This is a genomic window from Mesorhizobium sp. NPDC059025, from assembly GCF_042739655.1.
Taxonomy (GTDB): domain Bacteria; phylum Pseudomonadota; class Alphaproteobacteria; order Rhizobiales; family Rhizobiaceae; genus Mesorhizobium.
This window is the reverse complement of sequence record NZ_JBHYIM010000020.1, coordinates 58,752-79,464: the sequence shown is the minus strand read 5'-3', so window position 1 is coordinate 79,464 and position 20,713 is coordinate 58,752. Positions and strand designations below refer to the sequence as shown.

Here is a 20,713-nt window from a genome sequence, read left to right as displayed (position 1 = left end):
CGGATGCCAGGTTTCCATCATGCGATGGCCGGGGCGTTCGGTGGCGATGGTAAGACCATACAACTGACGCGACAGACCGACGGCGAAATCGCAGATGTCGATCATCTCCTGGACTTCGCCGAGCCCTTCCGAGGGAATCTTGCCGACCTCGATCGACACCAGGCGGCCGAGCTCGGCCTTGTGGGCACGCAGTTCCTCGCCCAGCAGGCGCACCAGTTCGCCACGCCTGGGACCCGGCACCAGGCGCCAGGCCTTGAAGGCTTCATGGGCGGCATCGATCGTCTTGCCGGCCTCGGCTGCCGAGACAGTCTTCAGCGCCGCCAGCTGCTCACCCGTCACCGGGCTGCGCACAACAAGATCACCGCCCGAAAGCACGTCCCGCGCAACACCAAGCTTCCCAAGCAACTCCGCAGTTTCTTTCGAGAGCGTCATCGTCTTCCCTTTCGAATTTGTGCTGATATGGCGACAGCCATGGCCATCCGCCACCCCGCCGCTCATCGGGCAGGCCTTTGGCGTGGCATTACCCGTTTCGCGTCAAATCCGCCACCCCGGCATGGTCCAAGCCGGCAATGCTCGACATTGATCCAGTGAGAAGGAAAGCGATGCGCGGGGGGTCGCCTAGCCCGCTTTTTCGGACTTGCCCTGTGCGGCCTCTGCCTTGAGCCGGTCGATGTGCATGCGAATATGTGCTGCCTCGGCAGCCGTGTTGGCGAGCGCGATCGCTCTGTCGAAGGCAACGCGCGCCTCGTCGTTGCGGCCGAGTTTCATCAGGAGACCGCCCTTCAGGCCATGGAAATGGAAGTAGCCGGAAAGCCGCTCGGCCAGCGGTTCGATCATGGCGAGCGCCTCCTCCGGCCCCTTTACCTTGGAGACCGCCACCGCACGGTTCAGCGTCACCACCGGCGACGGCTGCATGCGTTCAAGCAGGCTGTAGAGCAGGTCGATCTCCTGCCAGTCCGTGTCTTCGGCCTTGGCTGCGCGGGCATGCAGCGCCGCGACCGCCGCCTGCACCTGGTAGGGGCCGGGCTTGCGATGGCGCAAAGCCTTGTCGACGAGCGCCAGCCCCTCCTCGATCATCTTGCCGCTCCACAGCGCCCTGTTCTGCTCTTCGAGCAGCACGATTTCGCCATTGCCGTCGAACCGGGCCGGCGCGCGGGCATGCTGCAACAGCATCAGGGCCAGCAACCCCATGACTTCCGCTTCCGTCTGGAACAGCCTGAGCAACAGCCGGCCGAGCCGGATCGCCTCCTCGCACAAGGGTTCCCGCGCCTGCGCTTCGCCGCTGTTGGTGGAATAGCCTTCGTTGAAGACCAGATAGACCATCGCCATGACGGCGGCCAGCCGTTCCGACCGCTCGACCGCTCCCGGCGTCTCGAAAGGCACGCCGGCGTCCGCGATGCGTGCCTTGGCCCGGGTGATGCGCTGCTCCATGGCGCTTTCACCCACCAGGAAGGCGCGGGCGATCTGCTTGACCGAAAGGCCGGAAACGATGCGCAGCGCCACCGCGATCTGCTGCGTCGGCGGCAGGTCAGGATGACAGCAGATGAACAGCAGCCGCAGGATGTCGTCGCGATAATGCGCGCCATCCAGCCGCTCGGCGATGTCGGACTCGGCATCCTCCAGGTCCGACACCTGGTCTTCGTCCGGCATCGCCGTCTGTTTGCTTCTCTTGCGCACAGCGTCGATGCCGCTGTTGCGGCCGACGAAGATCAGCCAGGCGGCGGGATCGCGCGGCGGCCCGTTTTGCGGCCAGTTCTTCAAGGCGCGCAGGCATGCGTCCTGGAATGCTTCTTCCGCCGTGTCGAGATCACGGAAGTAGCGCAGCAACGCTCCCATGGCCTGCGGCCGCGCGGCGCTGATGACATTGCTGATCCAGGACAGGTCGCTCATGATTTTACCGTTGCAGGACTGAATATGGAAACAGGTCGGATCTCGTAGGAACCGCCGCTTGGATTGACCTCTGAAAGTTCGCGCGCGAACTGCAGGGCTTCATCGAGATTTTCGACGTCGATGGTGTAGAAGCCGAGGAATTGCTCCTTTGTCTCGGCGAACGGACCGTCGATGACAAGGGATTCGCCCTTAACCTTGCGCAGCGTCGTTGCTGCCGTGGTCGGCAGAAGACGGGCCACCGGGCCAAGTTTGCCGGCATTCGCATATCTTTGCTGGACGTCGAGCAGTTTGCCCATGACGGCATCGTCCTGTTCCTTGGTCCAGGAACCGACGACGTCTTCAGAAGCGTAACAAAGAACGGCGTAAAGCATGGAAGGCCCTTTCTGTCTCCGGAGCGTTTCCGTCCTGGACGGAAACGCGGTACGCAATACCGGACGGAAAGCCGCTACGCATCTTTCCTGGAATTGCTTCAAGGACGAAAGAGTTAGGCGCTTCCCGACATCGCGTCGATAAAAAATCTGCTATTTCTCTGGATGTCCGCAGCGACGGCTCAGCCCACGGGAATAACGTCCACCGCCTGTGCGCCGGCCTGCCCGCCGGCGGTCTTGAGCACGCCCACGATCGGCGCCACATCGCCGTAATCGCGGCCATAACCGACCGTGATATGGTCGTTGGAGGCGCGCATGCCATTGGTCGGATCGAATTCCTGCCAGCCGGCCTCGCGTCCGCACCATACCCGAACCCACGCGTGCATGGCATCCGCACCTTCCAGCCGTTCCTGTCCAGCGGGCGGGATGGTGCGCAGGAAGCCGCTGACATAGCCGGCAGGAATGCCCAGCCCGCGCAGGCCGGAAATCATAACATGCGAGAAGTCCTGGCAGACGCCGCGCTTCAGCGCAAACGCATCGGAAGCACGCGTCTGCACGTCGGTCGCAGCGCCATCATAGGTGAAATCGCGCCGGATGCGATTGCAGATCTCCGTCGCTATCGCCGCCACCGAACCGTCGCCGCCCTGACAGGCATAGGCGGTAATGGTGGGATCGAGATCCGCAAAATCGGTGGGGGCGAGAAAATGATGCGGTGAATCAGGCTGGAGCGATCGCACGGCGGCGATTTCGCGGGCAAGCCCGACGATGTCAGGCGACACGTCGAGCCCGATTTCCGGCCGCGCGACGGAAACGCGTGCACTCATGCGTACGTCGAGTGTCCGGTGTGCCTCGCGAAACGCGATCGAGGTCACGTTCGAACCGAAGAAATCATGGAAATCCGACCGTTCGCCCGGCGTGGGCGCGAAGGACAGCGATGCCGCCACGACACGCTGCCCACCGCCAAGATTGGCCGGCAGCACCCGCACTAGGTGGCGTCCGCCGCCAACGGCGGTCTCATAGTCGTAGTGCAGGTTGAGGCGGATGTCGTAGAGCATGGGGCGCCTCAGCTGAAATAAGCCTTGGCAAGGCTGCTGTAGAGCCCGCCAATCTCATCCGCCAGGGCATTGAGCGCCGTGGCTGTCATGTCCGACGGCTCCTTGACCGCAAGCGCCGTATTGAGCTTGAGGATATCCTTGGCAGCCGGCGAGAGATGTCCGCTGCCGTTTTCACCGGGCAGCAGCCCTATTTCCGTCTTGAGCCGCTCGACCTGGAAAAAGATCGATCGTGGATTGAGCGGATCCAGCACCAGCAGATCGACAACCGTGCTGCGTCCCGCCTGCACCGGATATTGTCTGCGATGGGTCATCACGCTGTCGCCGATCTCCAGCATCATGTCGAGCGCGCCCTCCGGCGCATCAGCGCGCGTCAGCCGCGCCAGCATGCGCGCAGTCTGGATACCGCGCTCCAGGCGCCGCCCGATCTCCAGGAAACGCCAGCCCGTGAAGCGGTACATATTCTCGTGCAGAAGACCCGAAAAGCCAGCCAGTTTGCGCAGGATCACCGTCATGGCGCGCGTGGCATCGTCGCCGCGTGACACCGTCGTTTCGAACAGATGCAGCGTCTTGGACAAATCCTTCAACGCCAGCCAGCCGTCTGGCGAGAACCGGTCGCGTACCTGGCCCGCGCTGTAGACGGCGCTATCCATCATGTCGAGCAGACCCGGTGGCACCGGATCGGTGAGGTCGATGCCAAGCGGATCGAGATAGGCACGCAGCTCCGATAGCAGCGGCATGGCCGGATCCGAGGTCTCGGCCAATCGCACATGATAGGCGCGCAGGATGCGGGCGGTATCTTCGGCGCGCTCTATATAGCGTCCGAGCCACATCAGGTTTTCCGCCGCCCGGCTTGGCAGGCTGCCCGGCACGGTGCGGTCGAAGCCTTCGCTGTCGCGCGGGAACAGTGTCTCGCGCTCCACCGGCCTGTCGCTGACCACCCAGACATCGGCCGCCTGGCCACCTCGTTGCATGGCAATCGCCGTCGGATCGAGTGAGAAGCCGACACGCGCGAACCCGCCGGGCATCACCGTCCAGCCGTCCGTTGTGCGCGCCAGATAGACACGAAGGCTGGCCGGTCGCGGCTCCAGCCGCCCGTCGACAAAGACCGGGGTCGTCGACAGCGTCACCGCTTCCTGCCCGACAAACGCGCTGCCGTCGGTCTCGATGCGCGCGACCAGATCCGCCCGCGCCTCTGCAGACAGCGAAGCACCCAGAACGCTCGCCCCATCGTCCTCGAACGCCAGGCGGGTCGACAGCGCCGGCCCCACGATCGTTCGGTCGAGATTGGCCAGCACATGCTTGCGTTCGGCTTCCTGCCCGCACCACCAGGTCGCGACACTGGGCAACAGCAGGTCTTCCCGGCACAATTCCTGGCTGATGCGCGGCAGGAAAGCAAGCAGCGCGCGCGTCTCAAGCAATCCCGACCCCAGACCGTTGACTGAAGTGACGGCACCCTGGCGAACCACCTCGACCAGCCCCGGCGTACCGATCTGGGAATCCGTCCGCAATTCCAGAGGATCGGCAAAGGCGGCGTCGAGGCGACGCCACAGCACCGAGATCGGCACCAGGCCGGCCACGGTGCGAACCATCAGGCGCCCCTTGGCGACGACGAGATCCTCGCCCTCGAGAAGCATGATGCCGAGATAGCGCGCGATATAGGCGTGTTCGTAGTAGGTTTCGTTGAGCGGTCCCGGCGTGAGGATGGCTACACGGCCACGCGAGGCTGCTGCCGACGAATTCAGGGCATCTCGGAAGCGACGGAAGAATCCGGCCAGCCGATGCACATGCAGCTCGCCGTAAAGTTCAGACAATGCACGTGTGGTGGCAACACGGTTTTCCAGCGCGAAGCCGGCGCCAGACGGCGCCTGCATGCGATCGCCCAGCACCCACCAGCGTCCATCCGGCCCACGTCCGAGTTCGAAAGCGCAGAAATGCAGGAAATGTCCCCCGGCCGGCGACGTTCCTGCCAATGGCCGCAGATACTCCGGGCTGCCTGCGATCAGGCCGGGCGGCAGCAATCCAGCGTCCACCAGCCGGTTGGGCCCATAGATATCGGCAGCGATCCGCTCGAACAGATCCGCCCGCTGGATCAGGCCAGCGCTGATGGCCGACCACTCCTTCTCATCGATCAGCAGCGGCACGTGCGCCAGCGGCCAGGCGCGCTCATTGGCGCCGGCATTGTCATAGACACGGTAGTAGACGCCGGCATCGCGCAGATACTGGTCTGCCCGGGCGAAGCGCTGTGTCAGTTTTTCGGGGCCGAGCGCCTGCAATGAGGCGATAAACTGTTTCCACAGTGGACGAGGCTTGCCCGAGGCATCGACCATCTCGTCGACGACGCCGTCGATCGGCCGATAGTGCTCAAGCAGGCTTTGCACCTGCCCGGTTTCCCCCGCTCGCTGTTGATTCCCGCTCGCCATAAGTGATCTAGAACGTTGCTTGGGGCATGAGGTCAAGCCTCGCAGCCACCAGAACCTCACGTGCATTTTTGCTCATCAAGCCAGGCTGGCCCCAACGATGCGGCAACTGTCGCCTTTCATTTGCCCGTCTCCTTGTGTAAAGCGGTGCCAGCAAACTCCCAAGATGGGCTAAAGCCATGGACAAGTTCACCAAGCTCACCGGCGTCGCCGCTCCCCTGCCGATCGTCAATGTCGATACCGACATGATCATCCCGAAGGATTATCTCAAGACGATCAAGCGCACCGGACTTGGCAAGGGACTTTTTGCCGAGATGCGCTTCAACGAGGATGGTTCCGAGAACCCGGATTTCGTGCTGAACAAGCCGGCTTACCGCAAGGCCCAGATCCTGGTCGCCGGTGACAATTTCGGCTGTGGCTCCAGCCGCGAGCATGCTCCCTGGGCACTTCTCGACTTCGGCATCCGCTGCGTGATCTCGACCTCTTTCGCCGACATCTTCTACAACAACTGCTTCAAGAACGGCATTCTGCCGATCACCGTCAGCCAGGAAGATCTCGACAAGCTGATGGACGATGCCGAGCGCGGCGCCAACGCCACGCTCTCGGTCGACCTCGAAGCCAAGGAAATCCGTGGCCCGGATGGCGGCGTCGTCACCTTCGACCTCGACGATTTCAAGCGTCACTGCCTGCTCAACGGCCTCGATGACATCGGCCTGACGATGGAAAAATCCAACGCCATCGCCAGTTTCGAAAAGCGCAACGCCGAACAGCGTCCCTGGGCCTGAGGCCCCACCCATAACGGCGCCCCGGCGTCCTCGCCGGGGCCTTTCGCCTCGGAAAGGCATGTTTGGCCGACCCGGGCAGGTACGACAGCGGAATGGCCGCTGTCGTGACAAGGGGAGAGCCGCAATGGCACAGTTTTCACGCCTTCTGATGGCGGGCCTTCTGTCCGTCGGTCTGGCCGGAATGGCCCGTGCGCAGGAACAGACCCCTGCCGCGCAGGATGCGCCTGCCGCGACTGTTCCCGACAGCAATGCGCCTGCAGCAACCGATGGCGACGAAAAGCCGGCACCGGTGCCTTTCGCCGGCGGAACTTTCACCATCACCGAGCAGCCGGAGATGGACAAGATTCTGGCCTTTGACGGCAAGGAGATCGCCCGCGACTACGACGTCTTCTTCGACAAGATCGTGAAAGTTGCCGGCATCGACGTCGCGCTGTTCGCCGTCGGCCCCGGCGGCAATCAGTGTGGCCCCTCGGCTTTGATCACCTGGAAGCCGGAAGGCAGCTCCACGCTGCAGAGCGTGCGCGTCGACCAGGACGATTGCGGCGCGCCGCCGACGGCCGTTGCCGACAATGCCATCTATTTCGTGCCGTATCTCATGCCGGGCGACTCCAAGGATGCCCTGCAATGGTCGCCGCAGGACGGCCTGCAGATCGCGGGCCAACTGACGTACAAGCCGGAACTCAACACCGGCTGGAACGACGTCGATCCGTCGAAATACCAGAACATCATCGACGCCTTCCACAACGAGGCCGTCTACAAGGCAGCCGAGAAGCTGCTCGGTGACCAGATGGGCAATGTCGCAACCAGCCTGCTGGTTGGTGGCGGCACGGAAAAGACCCCGTCCGGCGCCTTCTACGCCAGCGGCTGCGTGCCGCATGCCTGCGGAGGCAGCGACGGTTTCATGGCGGTCGACGTCAAGAACAAGGCGCTCTATTTCGCCCAGCAGACCGACAAGCCGGAGCCGAATGCCTGGCCGGCGCTGAAGGAATGGCCCGAGGAGATCAAGGACGCCCTCAAGAAAGCATTCCAGCAACCGCAATAGCGCCTGTCGTGGCGCGCCCGGAGGACTATCGATGCGCAGACTGATCTCGACGGGCTCGCCTTTCGAAAAGACGGCGGGCTATTCGCGCGCTGTGGTTCAGGGCGACTGGTGCTTCGTCGCTGGCACCACCGGTTATGACTACACCACCATGACCATGCCGGACAGCGTCGAAGCGCAGGCTCGCAACTGCATGGAGACCATCACCAAGGCGCTGAAGGAAGGCGGCTTCGAACTGGCCGACGTCGTGCGCGCCAATTACTACATCACTGACCAGAACGACGTGGACAGGGTCTTCCCCATCCTCGGCGAATTTTTCGGCGACATCCGCCCGGCCGCGACCATGATCACCTGCCTGCTCAACAAGCCGGAAATGAAGATCGAGATCGAGGTCACTGCTTTGCGCCGGGGCGCAACAGGCCTGTGACCGTCAAACGCATCGTCGCCAACGTCGCCACGACCGATGTCGCGGCAGCCAGGCATTTCTACGGCGACGTGCTCGGTCTCGACATCCTGATGGACCATGGCTGGATCGCCACCTACGGCAACAGCGAACGCATGACAGTGCAAGTGTCGTTCGCCGAGCAGGGTGGCAACGAAACGCCGGTGCCTGACCTCTCCATCGAGGTCGACGATGTCGACGCGGTACTTGCCGGCATGAGGAAAGCCGGCTTCGCCATCGAATATGGCCCGTCCGACGAGCCCTGGGGTGTACGCCGTTTCTTCGTGCGCGACCCTTTCGGCAAGCTGGTCAATATCCTCCAGCACGACTAGACTGGCCTCAATGCCGGCTTGACCGACCAGCCGAGTTCATCAGAACGGGTAGGGCTGGCTCGGATCTTCGATCGTCAGCCAGCGCAGGTCGGTGAATTCGGCGATCGATGCCTTGCCACCGAACCGTCCGTAACCCGACCCCTTCATGCCGCCGAATGGCATCTGCGCCTCGTCGCCTACGGTAGGTCCATTGATATGGCAGATACCGGCCTGGATGCGCGCTGCGACGGCCATGGCACGAGACACGTCACGGCTGAAGACAGCCGATGAAAGTCCGTATTCGGTGTCGTTGGCGACGCGCACAGCTTCGTCCTCGCCTTTGACGCGGATAACCGGCTTCACGGGGCCGAAGGACTCTTCCGAATAGACGCGCATGGCTGGGGTGACGTGGTCAAGCAGCGTCGCCTCCATGACAGTCCCCATCCGCTTGCCGCCAGCAGCCAGCGTAGCGCCTTTGGCAACAGCGTCGGCAACCAGTTCTTCCATCTTGTCGGCCGCCTGACTGCTGATCAAGGAGCCCAGCACGACATGACCGCGAGGATCTCCGGCCGGCAGCTTCGAGGCGCGGGCAGCGAGCTTGGCAACGAATTCGTCCGCAATCTTTTCGTCGACGACCAGGCGTTCGGTGGACATGCAGATCTGGCCCTGATGCATGAACGCGCCGAAAGTTGCTGCGTTCACCGCCGCATCGACGTCAGCGTCCTCCAGCACGACGAGCGGCGCCTTGCCACCGAGTTCGAGCAACGCCGGCTTGAGGTGCCGAGCGGAGAGCTCGGCGATAATCCGGCCGATCTTGGTCGAACCGGTGAAGTTGACCCGCTTCACCGCCGGATGCGCTATCACCGCCTTGACGATTGCCGCCGCGTCCTTCGGGTCATTGGTGACGACATTGACGACGCCCCTGGGCAGGCCGGCCTCGACCAGCACCTGGCCGATCAGCCGGTGTGTACCGGGGCACATTTCCGAGGCTTTCAGCACCACTGTGTTACCGCAGGCGAGCGGCATGGCCAGCGCACGCGTGCCTAGGATGACCGGCGCATTCCATGGCGCGATACCGAGGCACACGCCGGCCGGTTGGCGGATCGCCATGGCGAACGTGCCTGGCTTGTCCGAGGGAATGACCTCGCCGGATATCTGCGTCGTCATCGCTGCCGCTTCGCGCAGCATGTTCGCGGCTAGCATGACGTTGAACTTCGCCCAGGCACCGGTCGCGCCCGTCTCCTCCGTCATCAGCCTGGTGAACTCACCGGCCTTGGAGGTCATGATATCGGCCGCCTTTACAAGCAAGGCGCGGCGGTCGCCGGGGCCGATCCGCGACCAGGCCGGGAAAGCAGCAGCGGCGGCCTCGACGGCGGCGTTGGCGTCAGCGACGCTTGCGGCAGCGGCTCGGGTCGCCAACTTGCCAGTGAATGGATCGAAACGCTCAAAGGACGCCTTTTCCGCCGCCGCCCGTTCATCACCATCGATCAGAAGTCCGATATCCATAATTGTCTCCTCGCTCGCGGTAAGCGCTGCAAAGTCAGAAGCCGAGCAGCTCGGCGTTGATTGACGCTTCAAGGCCGCCGTCGACCGGCACATTCGCACCGTTGATCCAGCGAGCGCCGTCCGAGCACAGGAACAGCACAACCGGCGCGATGTCGCTGGACGTGCCAGCGCGGCCGACCCTCGAAATATCGCTGTCGACGCGGGCGTCGCCGAGCACGGTGCGGAATTGTTTCAGGATCGGTGTCTCGACTGGGCCGGGGCTCACCGCATTGACTCGGATATCGCGGCTCTTGAACAATTCCTGATGCGCGGCGCGAAAGGTCCAAAGCAACAACAGCTCCTTCGAGACTGGATAGCCTTCCTCATTCTTCACCGCGTGGTCGGCGATCACTTTGACCACGTCCGGGAAGCCTTCCACGCTGACCATCGAGGTCGTCCGATTGAGGTTGGCTCGCCAGCCGAAGCCCGCGATCGAGGCGACGTTGACGATGGCGCCGCCTTCGCGAATTCTTGGCGCCAGCGCTTCGGATAGCGCACGCAGGCCATAGAAATTGACCGCAAGCGTCGGCGCAGCGCCGGTGTTTCCGGAGAGACCCGCGACATTGCAGAGCGCGTCGATGCGCTGCGGCAGCCGTGCGACGAGATCATCGACACCGGCCTTGGACGAGATATCAGCCTAGACGAAGACGCCTTTGGGTCCGGTGGGCTCGTGCCGATCTACACCGATCACGTCGGCACCGAGCTGGCCGGCCAGTTCCGCGGTTCGAGCGCCGATGCCCGAGGCGATGCCAGTGATCAGGATCGTTTTGCCAAACAGCATGCTCACGCTTTCTCCCGATGTGTCGTTGGCGGTGCCGGAGCGGCGGTCCCGCCGGCCGACTTCCTTGAGCAGGCTGATGCCTGACGCGGTAACCGACAGAAAGCAGGCGCCAGCCAAAGCGCTCTTCCAGCGTTTCCCCGAGGCCGCCCGGCAGGAAAAGCGAAGACAAGCGCGGCGGCGCCAAGCCTGGCCAGGTACCAGACGCCGATGCCGCCGAACCAGATTGGCTTCGATCCTCATCGGTCACATTGCATGACGTTTTGGTGCGGTAAAAATAATATTTTGCGGTGTTTCATTAACCTATGGGTTAAGGAATGTCGGCCGCAAGGCGTCGATCGTCAGGTGTGGTGATGTTAGCGCCGGGCTGTCTTCCGCCAGGCACGAAGGACTTCGCCTTGGCACCGGGCTTGCACCACAACGACCTTGCCGTTAGCAAGGCTGCAATTCTCCGAACCCGTGGAAGGTCCCTTAGATGGCAACGAAAAAACTTCTCCTGCTCGCTGGCGACGGCATCGGCCCAGAGGCCATGTCCGAGGTCAAGAAACTGATCGCGGCGATGAACGAGAAGGGAGCCGGCTTTGCGTTCGACGAGGGCCTGGTCGGTGGCAGTGCCTACGACGCACATGGGCAGGCGATCTCCGAAGAGGACATGAGCAAGGCGCTGGCTGCCGACGCCGTGCTGTTCGGTGCCGTCGGCGGCCCGAAGTGGGACAGCGTGCCATATGAGGTGCGCCCGGAGGCCGGCCTGCTGCGCCTGCGCAAGGACATGGAGCTGTTTGCCAATCTGCGCCCGGCGATCTGCTATCCGGCGCTTGCCGCTTCTTCCTCGCTCAAGCAGGAGGTGGTCGAGGGGCTCGACATCCTGATCGTGCGCGAACTGACCGGCGGTGTCTATTTCGGCGAACCCAAGCAGATCATCGATCTCGGCAATGGCCAGAAACGCGGCATCGACACACAGGTTTACGATACCTTCGAAATCGAACGCATCTCCGGCGTCGCCTTCGAGCTCGCCCGCACCCGTAATAACCACGTGACGTCGATGGAAAAGCGCAACGTCATGAAGTCGGGCGTTCTGTGGAACGAGGTCGTCAGTGCGACCCACAAGGCGAAGTATGCCGACGTCAAGCTTGACCACATGCTGGCGGACGCCGGTGGCATGCAACTCGTGCGCTGGCCCAAGCAGTTCGACGTCATCGTCACCGACAATCTTTTCGGCGACATGCTGTCGGACGTGGCGGCGATGCTGACAGGCTCGCTCGGCATGCTGCCGTCGGCCTCGCTCGGTGCACCGGATGCCAAGACCGGCAAGCGCAAGGCGCTCTACGAGCCGGTACACGGCTCAGCACCCGACATCGCGGGCCGCGGCATCGCCAACCCGATCGCCATGATCGCTTCCTTCGCCATGTGCCTGCGCTATTCCTTCAACATGGTGGCCGAAGCCGACCGGCTCGAAGCGGCGATCGCTGCTGTGCTGGACGACGGCCTGCGCACCAAGGACATCATGTCCGAGGGCAAGATCGAGGTCGGCACCGTTGCCATGGGCAACGCCATCATTGCCAAGTTCCTCGCCTGACCAACATCCGGCCGGCCCGACAGGGCCGGCCACTCTCATGTTCGATTGTCTCTTGCCGTAGCCAGCGTTCATGCTGTAATTGAACCGATCCAATGAAATCGATCGTGGGAGATGCGGCATGCCGATCAGAGCACTGGTGTGGGGCGAGAACGTGCATGAACAGGAGAGTGCGGTCGTTGCCGGAATCTATCCGCTTGGCATGCATGGCACCATCGCGGCAGCCCTCAATCACGACAAGGACATCACGGCGGAAACGGTCGTGCTGCAGGACCCCGAACACGGCCTGACCAACGAACGCCTGGCAAAGACCGACGTGCTCGTCTGGTGGGGCCATGCCGCTCACGGCAAGGTCGACGATGCCATCGTCGAACGCGTGCAGCAGCGCGTCTGGGAAGGCATGGGCCTGATCGTCCTGCACTCCGGCCATTTCTCGAAGATCTTCAAAAGGCTCATGGGCACGCCCTGCTCGCTGAAATGGCGCGAGGCCGGCGAACGCGAACGCATCTGGGTCGTCAACCGCAACCACCCTATCGCCAAGGGCCTGGGCGAATGCATCGAACTGCCCAACGAGGAAATGTACGGCGAACCCTTCACTGTGCCGGAACCAATGGAAACGGTCTTCGTCTCCTGGTTCGAGGGTGGCGAGGTGTTCCGATCCGGCCTGACCTATCAGCGTGGGGCCGGCCGCATCTTCTATTTCCGCCCGGGTCACGAGGTGTACCCGACCTATCACCATCCAGACGTCCACACAGTGCTGCGCAATGCAGTTCATTGGGCACTGAATCCTGCACCAGCGTGGACGGAAGTGACCGAAGGACCAAATGTGCCGATTTCTGCCGCGAGGGAACCCCTGGTCGAAAAGGGCCCCAGGCTGCACAAGGACGGCGACGAGGGCCTGCGCTGATGAAACGGCTGCTTCTGCTCGGCACCGGCGGCATCGCCGGCCAGCACATGGAGGAATTCGGCAAGGTACCGGAGTGTCGGATCGTTGCCTGCGCTGACGCCTTGCCCGGCCGGGCCGAAGCCTATGCGGGAAAGAACGGCATCGCCCATGCCTTCGACGGCCTGGAAGCCGCACTTGCCTGGGGCGACTTCGATGCTGCGATCAACGCCACACCGGATGGTGTCCACAAAGACACCACCCTCATGCTGCTTGCCGCCGGCAAGCATGTATTCTGCGAAAAGCCGCTGGCTCCCAACCACGCTGATGCGCTGGAGATGACGGAGGCTGCAGAGCGTGCAGGCCTGGTCAACATGGTCAACCTGACTTATCGCAACTCGCCCGCCTTGCAGCGCGCCCGGCAAATGGTCGAAGCCGGCGATCTCGGTGAACTGCGCCATGTCGAGGCAAGTTACCGGCAGAGCTGGCTGGTCGGAAAGGCCTGGGGCGACTGGCGCACCGCGGATCAATGGCTTTGGCGGTTATCGAGCGACCATGGCTCGACCGGCGTTCTGGGCGACGTCGGCATCCACATTCTCGACTTCGCGACCTATGGCGCCGCCGACGACATCACCAGCCTCAACGCCGAACTGGTCACCTTCCCCAAGGCTCCCGGCGATCAGATCGGCAAGTATCGGTTGGATGCCAATGACAGTGTGGCGATGACCGCGCGTTTCGCGTCCGGCGCACTGGCCACAATTCTCGCCACCCGCTACGCGACTGGCCATCTCAATGATCTGGAACTGAAGCTGCATGGCACCAAGGGTGCGCTCTGGGTGCAGACCAATGGCCGAACCTCGTCCCTGAAGGGTTGTTTCGGTAAGGACATCGATACTGTTGCCTGGAGCGATATCGCGCTGCCGGAGATCAAGCGCAATGCGCGCCGTTTTGTTGACGCCCTGCTCTCGGGCATCAATGGCGACCCGTCGTTCCGTCGCGCCACCGACATGCAGAAACTGATCGACGCCGCCTTTCTCAGCAGCAACGACAAACACCCGATCGCCATCGCCTAGCATCACGGCGCAGATGCCTTCTCCCCGGCAGCCGGAGAGAAGGCGGAGTGTCGCCTCAGAAGAACGCCTGCAGGCCGGTCTGGGCGCGGCCAAGAATGAGAGCGTGCACGTCGTGGGCGCCCTCATAGGTGTTGACCGTTTCGAGGTTCTGCGCATGGCGCATGACGTGGTAGCCGATCTGGATACCATTGCCGCCATGCATGTCGCGCGCCATGCGGGCGATGTCGAGCGCCTTGCCACAATTGTTGCGCTTGACGATGGAGATCATCTCCGGCGCCATCTTGCCTTCATCCATCAGTCGGCCGACGCGCAATGAACCCTGCAGGCCAAGCGCAATATCCGTCTGCATGTCAGCGAGTTTCTTCTGATAGAGCTGCATGCCTGCCAGCGGCTTGCCGAACTGCTTGCGGTCGAGGCCATACTGACGGGCACGGTGCCAGCAATCTTCCGCAGCACCCAAGGCACCCCAGGAGATGCCGTAGCGTGCGCGGTTCAAGCAGCCAAATGGACCCTTGAGGCCGGAGACGTTAGGCAACAGCGCATCTTCGCCAACCTCGACGCCTTCCATGACGATCTCGCCGGTGATCGAGGCACGCAGTGAAAGCTTGCCGCCGATCTTCGGCGCCGACAGGCCCTTCATACCCTTTTCCAGCACGAAGCCACGGATCTGGTTGTCATGCGCGGCGGACTTCGCCCACACCACGAAAACGTCGGCGATCGGCGCGTTGGAGATCCACATCTTCGAACCGGAGATGCGGTAGCCGTCCGCCGTCTTTTCGGCGCGGGTCTTCATGCCGCCCGGATCGGAGCCGGCGTCCGGCTCGGTCAGGCCGAAGCAGCCGATCCATTCGCCGGAGGCGAGCTTCGGCAGATATTTCTTGCGCTGTTCTTCCGAGCCGTAGGCGTGGATCGGATACATGACCAGCGACGACTGCACGCTCATCATCGAGCGGTAGCCACTGTCGATGCGCTCCACTTCGCGGGCGACAAGGCCATAAGTGACGTAGTTGGCGCCAAGCCCACCATACTCTTCCGGAACGGTGATGCCGAGCAGGCCGGCTTCGCCCATCTCACGGAAGATCGCCGGATCGGTCTTTTCTTCCATGTAGGCGTCTTCGATGCGCGGCGCGAGCTTGTCGGCCGCGAACGCCGCCGCGCCATCGCGGATCATGCGCTCGTCTTCCGAAAGCTGGTCCTCGATGAGGAACGGATCGTCCCAGACGAAGGCGTTCTTTTCGGCAGCCATGCATATTTCTCCCAGAATGCGCGGAATTCCGGGCTTATCGGCCCCCGCCCCGAAAAAAGCAAATGAAATTGCCTCAGAGATCAATGATGATTAGTAATGAATCATGAGTGTGCAACGCCGCCTTTTGCCAACCACTGGAGCGCTTGCCGCCTTTGAGGCGGTGGCCCGGCTCGGCTCCTTCACCGCAGCGGCCCAGGAGCTCGCGCTGACGCAAGGTGCCATCAGCAGGCAGATCAAGCTGTTGGAGGATCAGTTCGGCAAGCGGTTGATCGAGCGCGATAGCCGCAATGTCCACCTCTCCCCCGAGGGTGAGATCTACGCCGAAACAGTGCGGTCAGCACTCGGCCAGCTTCGCGAGGCAGCGCTTGGATTGATGAGCAATCGGCATGGTGGTGTTCTGAACCTCGCTATCCTGCCAACCTTTGGCACCAGATGGCTGATGCCGCTGATCCCGGAATTCGTCGAGCAGAACCCCGACATCACCATCAACTTTGCCACCCGCATTGGCCGTTTCGATTTCGGCCGCGAACGGATGGACGCCGCCATTCATGTCGGTCAGCCGGACTGGCCGGGCGCGACATCGACCCTGCTGATGCGCGAGGAAGTGGCGCCGGTCGCCGCTCCCGAGTTCCTGACTGCAAATGCAGTGACCGAACCGCGTGACCTTGGCCGACTGCCGCTGCTGCACATGGCCTCGCGTCCCGGCGGCTGGGCCGAGTGGTTCGAACACCAGGGGCTGGCCACCCCCACGGGCCCCGGCATGCAGTTCGAGCAGTTCTCGACCGCTGCCCAGGCCTGCATCGCGGGTCTGGGCATTGCACTGTTGCCGCTGTTCCTGATCACGGGCGAGTTGCAGCGCGGCCAGTTGGTACCCGCCCCCGGCCGCGCCATGCAAAGCCGGAGCGCCTATTACCTGGTTGTGCCCAACGAGAAGCGCCTTTACCCGCCGGTCGCAGGCTTCCGCAACTGGCTGCTTACCAAACTTCCGCAGAGCACGGCGACTGAGCGATGACGGGCGAGATCATCCTCGGCATGGACGATTTGCGCGCAGTCACTGCCTTCGCCGCCGGAAGTGCCGCCGAGGTGCTGGAAATCTATGAGGCGTCACACCCTTCGGACCACCGTCCCCGCGATGCCATCGAGGCAGCCAGGGCATTCGCAGGCGGAGACCGACGCGGCAAGGCACTGCGCGATGCGGCCTGGGCGGCACTCAGGGCGGCACAAGAAACCGAAGAGGCAGCCGTCGACCAGGCCGCGCGGGCTGCCATGTGCGCCGCCTCGGCGGCCTATCTTCACCCGCTGGCACGCTCCACGCAGGTCAGACACATTCTTGGCGCCGCCGCCCATGCAGCACACGCAACCGAGCTTGTGGCCGGAAATGCAGCGGATGCGGCAGCCGGGCATCTCAGGCACGCCGTCGACCATGCGAGCCCCGCGGTCATCGCGGTTCTGCGCCGCTATCCTTCGGCGCCACCCGGTGGAGGACGCGTGGGGGAACTGCTCCGCATCCTCGACCAGGCACTCCGAGCCGAAACACAGATCGGCCCGGCAACCGGCAGCTGAGAAGCGCGTCACACCATCCTTGCGAGCGCTTCGAAGAACTCGACATTGTCATGATCAAGCGGATCGTCGACCGGCGTCGGCTGTGACGACATCTTGACGATGACCACCTCGCTTGCCGGATCGACGAACAACCATTGGCCATGGATGCCGATGCCGCAATAGGAACCCTTGCCGCTCTGGTACCACTTGTTGCGATAACGCCCTTCGGCAAACAGATGTGCGAAGTCGCCGCGCTTCCAGGCCTCGAGGCTGCCTGCGGTCGTCGTATCGCGAACCCAGGCTTCCGACACGACACGCTTGCCATTGGCGACGCCACCCTGGCGCATCATCTCGCCGACACGGGCAAGGTCGCGCGGTGTCATCGAGACGCCGCCGGCGGTCCTTGCCGTACCCACCCGATCGACCGTGATGGCGCCTTCACCACAGGCGCCAAGAGCCCCCCACAGTTTTTCGGCGAACAGCTCCGGCACGCGCTTGCCGGAAGCGCGCTCGACAAGAACGCCGAGCAGATCGGAATTCGGCGAACGGTAGCGGAACACCTCGCCATGCGGTTCGGGCCTGCGCTTGATCGACAACAGGAACTCTTCCAGCCCTTCATCGCCGCCGCCCGGATTCCACAACGTCGCCCGCCGATAGCGGGCGAAGGAACTTTCAGGATCAAGATAGGCTTCCTCGAAATCGAGGCTCACCGTCATGTCGAGCACGTGGCGCACAGTGGCATCGCCATAGGCCGAACCGGTCGCCTCCGGAATATAGGCCGTCACCGGTGCTTCCGGATCGAAGTGCCCCTCGCCTTCCAGGATGCCAGCCAGGATTGCGGTCAGCGACTTGCTGATCGAAAAGATGATATGGCGATTGCCGGGCTGCATATGCGGCGCGAACCAGTCGCCGATAAACCTTCCGCCCTTCATCACGGTCAGCGCATCGGCACTGGAGCGGTCGAGGAATGCCGCGACGGTTTCGGTTCCCCTGGAAAGCGAAAGCCTTTCACCCAGCAGACCGCTGAAATCGGCCGTGACCGGTTCTGTGCCCGCTGAACCTTCGATGCGCGCACTTGGCACCAATTCGCCGACATTCTGGAACGACCAGCGATTGAATGGCGCTGTGCGCCAGCTAGCGAGGGCGACATCACTGCGACGGAAGCCGTATGCTTCCTCGAATTTTGTCGGGTTGGTCATGTCTTGTCCTTCCTAGCTGGCACGCATGGCACAGATGGATCCGCGATCGTCGGTGCCATTTTTCTGTACTGGTTGATCTATCGAGCGGAGGAGCCCAGCTCCGCCGCAATTGCCGCGATCGCCTTCAGCGTCGCCACGGCATAAGGCGTGTTCGAGAAGTCCGGGAACGAGGACAGCTTCACCGTCACCATCCGGCTGTTCCAGTCCACATGGATGAGCTGACCAAAAACGCCGCGGCACATGAGCGCGCGCGAGCGCGGATCCTCGATCCAGAACTGGTTGCGATAACTGCCTTCCGGCAGGCTCTCGGAGAAGTTGTCGCCATGCACACCATTCCTGGTCGCCTCGATCCAGTCAGCGGGAACGATGCCGGCACCATTGTCGAGGATCATCTGGCCGAAACGCGCATAGTCGCGAAGCGTCGCGTTGAACCCGCCATCGGCCAGCGCGTAACCGGCGCTGTCCACGGTGAAGCACGCGCTCTCTTCCGCACCCAGCTTCTGCCACAGCTCTTCCGAAACGAGCTCAGCCAGCCTGCGCCCGCTCACGCGCTCTATGACAAAGGCCAGCACATCCGTCTCGATGGAGCGGTATTCGAAAGCGGCACCGTGCGGCCGCAAGGTCTCCCTGAGGCGCAGGATGAGTTCCCACACATGCGTCGGCCACGGAAAAGCTGGATCGCTGCCCGGCGGCACCGGTTTCCAGCCGGAAGCGACATCCACCTGGCCAATGTCGGAATAGCGATCGGTATAGGCTTCCGAGAACTTCACGCCGGTCGTCATATCGAGCACGTGCTGGACAGTCGCGCCCGCCCAGCCGGTCTCCGCCAATTCGGGAAGATAGTCTGTCACTGGCTTTTTCGGATCGATCTGGCCACGGCCGACCAGGATGCCGCAGACTACCGCCGTAACCGACTTGGCCATCGACTGTGACAGATGCAGCGACCGCGGCGTCATGCCATTGAAGTAACGCTCATAGGCAATTGCGCCGTCCTTCAAGACCAGGAAGCCGTCGGTATAGGTCTCGTCAAGCAGACCGGCGAGCGTCGAGGCGCCGCCAAGGCTGTCAGTCACCGGCAGACTGTCGAGATCTGTCTCGGCGTATGGTAATTCGCTCACGGGACCATGGCCGCGCCAGACCTCAACGGTCGGCACGATCTGGCGCATGTTCTGGAAAGCCCAGCGGTTCCACGGTGCCCTGTCCCAGTCGAGCCGGGGCGGCACCAGCACTGGCGGCGAGCCTTGCATGATCAATGGATGGGGATCGCTGTTGCGGTAGGGCTGCATGGGAAGCGCCTCCTGCGACATTTTCCGAACTTTTGGGACTACTGGCATGCCGGCAGTCGTCGCTAGCTACCGGACGTTTGGAACGTTCCCGTTTCTCACGGAAACGCTCCAATTCGTGTTTTCAAGCAATTCCGGACGGGAAAGCGCTTTTCCCGGAATTGTTCCAGGAACGCTTACTTGCGCAGTTCGGTCCAGATCTTCTTGTAAAGCGCGTCAGCCTCTTCCGAACACATCAACGCCATGGTGCCATGCGGTTTGGCTTCTTCCGGGACGACGATCTCGGGCGCATCGCGCATTTCGGCCGGCATGAATTTTTCCGAACCCGCAACACCGTTGGCATAGCGGTGGTAGGCGGAAAGTCCGGCCGCGACTTCAGGATCCATGATGAAGTTCTGGAACAGCTTCGCATTCTCGGCGTTCTTGGCATCCTTCAGAACCACGACATTGTCGGACCAGTAAGTGAAGCCTTCCTTCGGATAGCCGTAATGGACCTGCGGATGCGCGAGACGGATGCGCAGACCGGCGCCGTTCCAGGTGGACGAGGCCTTGAAATCGCCGGCGCCCATCTTGTCGACGGCGCCATATTCCATGGCGATCCAGTTCGGCTTGGCAGCCGTCAGCAGGTCGCGCACCTTCTTCAGCACTTCCTTGTCGGCCGTGCATTGCTCGCCGCCGACATAGCGGATGGCGGCGGTCATCACATCCTTCATCTCGGGAACGACATTGACCTTGCCCTTCAACTCGTCCGGCGTCTTGAAGAGGATGTCCCAGGTGTTGATATCGCCCTTGTAGACATCTGTGTTGACGACAACGCCGACCGTGCCCCAGGCCCATGGCACCGAATATTTGCGACCGGGGTCGAAGTCGGGATTGGCCCATTCGGGCGCGATGTTCTTGAAGTTCTCCATGCCGCCTGGATTGGTCTCAAGCAGCAGGCCTTCCTGGATCCAGATCGGCAGGTGCGTTTGTGACGGCACCACGATGTCGAAGCCGGAGCCGCCCTGACGGACCTTGGCCAGAGCCGTGTCGTTGGAATCGTAGTCGGTGATGGTGACCTTCACCTTGTACTTGTCCTCGAACTTCTTGATCACATCCGGGTTGGTGTAGTTGCCCCAGTTGTAGATGTTGAGCTCACCTTCTGCGCGGGCCAGGCCCGTCGCTGCAAGCAGCGCCAGCGCCGCAGTGGCGGCAAACAATCTCGAGTTCATGACAAGGGCTCCTTCTTCCAATCTGCGATGTTCCTGCCTGCTTCAGGCAAAAAGCTTGTAACGGCCGGGGCCG

19 protein-coding genes and 1 pseudogene are annotated in these 20,713 nt (G+C 62.7%); 9 read left to right on the top strand and 11 right to left on the bottom strand.

Annotated elements, in window-relative coordinates; genetic code table 11:
* From ACFWYE_RS29465 to ACFWYE_RS29445, 5 genes are all read right to left on the bottom strand, one after another.
* On the bottom strand, positions 1–432 hold a 432-nt coding region (locus ACFWYE_RS29465; RefSeq protein ID WP_379115567.1), incomplete at its 3' end, for an aldehyde dehydrogenase family protein.
* Positions 433–618: 186 nt separating this feature from the next.
* Positions 619–1,890 (bottom strand): RNA polymerase sigma factor, encoded by a 1,272-nt coding sequence (locus tag ACFWYE_RS29460; protein ID WP_379067067.1) that lies wholly within the window; start codon positions 1,888–1,890, stop codon positions 619–621.
* Complete coding sequence (locus tag ACFWYE_RS29455) at positions 1,887–2,261, bottom strand: YciI family protein (RefSeq protein WP_379067065.1); 375 nt, start codon at positions 2,259–2,261, stop codon at positions 1,887–1,889. The genes ACFWYE_RS29460 and ACFWYE_RS29455 overlap by 4 nt, the downstream gene beginning before the upstream one ends.
* Before the next feature lie 179 nt (positions 2,262–2,440).
* Positions 2,441–3,313: a transglutaminase domain-containing protein gene (locus ACFWYE_RS29450; protein ID WP_379067063.1), complete on the bottom strand. Its 873-nt coding sequence runs from the start codon at positions 3,311–3,313 to the stop codon at positions 2,441–2,443.
* Positions 3,314–3,321: 8 nt separating this feature from the next.
* Positions 3,322–5,733: a circularly permuted type 2 ATP-grasp protein gene (locus ACFWYE_RS29445; RefSeq protein WP_379115566.1), complete on the bottom strand. Its 2,412-nt coding sequence runs from the start codon at positions 5,731–5,733 to the stop codon at positions 3,322–3,324.
* 176 nt (positions 5,734–5,909) lie between these two features.
* On the opposite strand from ACFWYE_RS29445, the gene leuD reads away from it, so the two are divergent.
* The 4 genes from leuD to ACFWYE_RS29425 all read left to right on the top strand — a co-directional run bounded on the left by leuD (position 5,910) and on the right by ACFWYE_RS29425 (position 8,328).
* Positions 5,910–6,515 carry a 3-isopropylmalate dehydratase small subunit gene (gene leuD, locus ACFWYE_RS29440; RefSeq protein WP_129413575.1) on the top strand — a complete coding sequence of 202 codons (606 nt, stop codon included), beginning with the start codon at positions 5,910–5,912 and terminating at the stop codon, positions 6,513–6,515.
* 124 nt (positions 6,516–6,639) lie between these two features.
* Complete coding sequence (locus tag ACFWYE_RS29435) at positions 6,640–7,557, top strand: hypothetical protein (protein ID WP_379067059.1); 918 nt, start codon at positions 6,640–6,642, stop codon at positions 7,555–7,557.
* Positions 7,558–7,588: 31 nt separating this feature from the next.
* On the top strand, positions 7,589–7,981 hold the full coding sequence (locus ACFWYE_RS29430) for a RidA family protein (protein ID WP_379067057.1): 393 nt from the start codon (positions 7,589–7,591) through the stop codon (positions 7,979–7,981).
* On the top strand, positions 7,978–8,328 hold the full coding sequence (locus tag ACFWYE_RS29425) for a glyoxalase superfamily protein (RefSeq protein WP_379067055.1): 351 nt from the start codon (positions 7,978–7,980) through the stop codon (positions 8,326–8,328). Before ACFWYE_RS29430 ends, ACFWYE_RS29425 begins: the two co-directional genes overlap by 4 nt.
* 39 nt (positions 8,329–8,367) lie before the next feature.
* On the opposite strand, the gene ACFWYE_RS29420 is transcribed toward ACFWYE_RS29425, so the two are convergent.
* A complete protein-coding gene (locus ACFWYE_RS29420) occupies positions 8,368–9,813 on the bottom strand; it encodes an aldehyde dehydrogenase (protein ID WP_379115565.1) in 1,446 nt (481 codons plus the stop codon).
* Positions 9,814–9,847: 34 nt separating this feature from the next.
* A pseudogene (locus ACFWYE_RS29415) lies at positions 9,848–10,633 on the bottom strand (coniferyl-alcohol dehydrogenase).
* 472 nt (positions 10,634–11,105) lie between these two features.
* On the opposite strand from ACFWYE_RS29415, the gene leuB reads away from it, so the two are divergent.
* The 3 genes from leuB to ACFWYE_RS29400 all read left to right on the top strand — a co-directional run bounded on the left by leuB (position 11,106) and on the right by ACFWYE_RS29400 (position 14,159).
* On the top strand, positions 11,106–12,206 hold the full coding sequence (gene leuB / locus ACFWYE_RS29410) for a 3-isopropylmalate dehydrogenase (RefSeq protein WP_379115564.1): 1,101 nt from the start codon (positions 11,106–11,108) through the stop codon (positions 12,204–12,206).
* Positions 12,207–12,324: 118 nt separating this feature from the next.
* On the top strand, positions 12,325–13,110 hold the full coding sequence (locus tag ACFWYE_RS29405) for a ThuA domain-containing protein (RefSeq protein WP_379115563.1): 786 nt from the start codon (positions 12,325–12,327) through the stop codon (positions 13,108–13,110).
* On the top strand, positions 13,110–14,159 hold the full coding sequence (locus ACFWYE_RS29400; protein WP_379115562.1) for a Gfo/Idh/MocA family protein: 1,050 nt from the start codon (positions 13,110–13,112) through the stop codon (positions 14,157–14,159). The genes ACFWYE_RS29405 and ACFWYE_RS29400 overlap by 1 nt, the downstream gene beginning before the upstream one ends.
* Before the next feature lie 55 nt (positions 14,160–14,214).
* On the opposite strand, the gene ACFWYE_RS29395 is transcribed toward ACFWYE_RS29400, so the two are convergent.
* The gene (locus tag ACFWYE_RS29395; RefSeq protein ID WP_379115561.1) at positions 14,215–15,405 is read right to left on the bottom strand and encodes an acyl-CoA dehydrogenase; all 1,191 of its coding nucleotides are present in this window, start codon (positions 15,403–15,405) and stop codon (positions 14,215–14,217) included.
* A 103-nt stretch (positions 15,406–15,508) separates the two neighbouring features.
* On the opposite strand from ACFWYE_RS29395, the gene ACFWYE_RS29390 reads away from it, so the two are divergent.
* Together ACFWYE_RS29390 and ACFWYE_RS29385 are read left to right on the top strand one after the other, a co-directional pair.
* Positions 15,509–16,417 carry a LysR family transcriptional regulator gene (locus ACFWYE_RS29390; protein WP_379067044.1) on the top strand — a complete coding sequence of 303 codons (909 nt, stop codon included), beginning with the start codon at positions 15,509–15,511 and terminating at the stop codon, positions 16,415–16,417.
* Complete coding sequence (locus tag ACFWYE_RS29385; RefSeq protein WP_379115560.1) at positions 16,414–16,968, top strand: putative immunity protein; 555 nt, start codon at positions 16,414–16,416, stop codon at positions 16,966–16,968. The genes ACFWYE_RS29390 and ACFWYE_RS29385 overlap by 4 nt, the downstream gene beginning before the upstream one ends.
* Positions 16,969–16,976: 8 nt before the next feature.
* On the opposite strand, the gene ACFWYE_RS29380 is transcribed toward ACFWYE_RS29385, so the two are convergent.
* From ACFWYE_RS29380 to ACFWYE_RS29370, 3 genes are all read right to left on the bottom strand, one after another.
* Entirely contained in the window at positions 16,977–18,146 is a 1,170-nt protein-coding gene (locus tag ACFWYE_RS29380; protein WP_379115559.1) for a serine hydrolase domain-containing protein, read from the bottom strand.
* Between the two features lie 77 nt (positions 18,147–18,223).
* Entirely contained in the window at positions 18,224–19,432 is a 1,209-nt protein-coding gene (locus tag ACFWYE_RS29375; RefSeq protein ID WP_379115558.1) for a serine hydrolase domain-containing protein, read from the bottom strand.
* Between the two features lie 173 nt (positions 19,433–19,605).
* The gene (locus ACFWYE_RS29370) at positions 19,606–20,640 is read right to left on the bottom strand and encodes an extracellular solute-binding protein (protein WP_379115556.1); all 1,035 of its coding nucleotides are present in this window, start codon (positions 20,638–20,640) and stop codon (positions 19,606–19,608) included.
* Between the last annotated feature and the right edge of the window lie 73 nt (positions 20,641–20,713).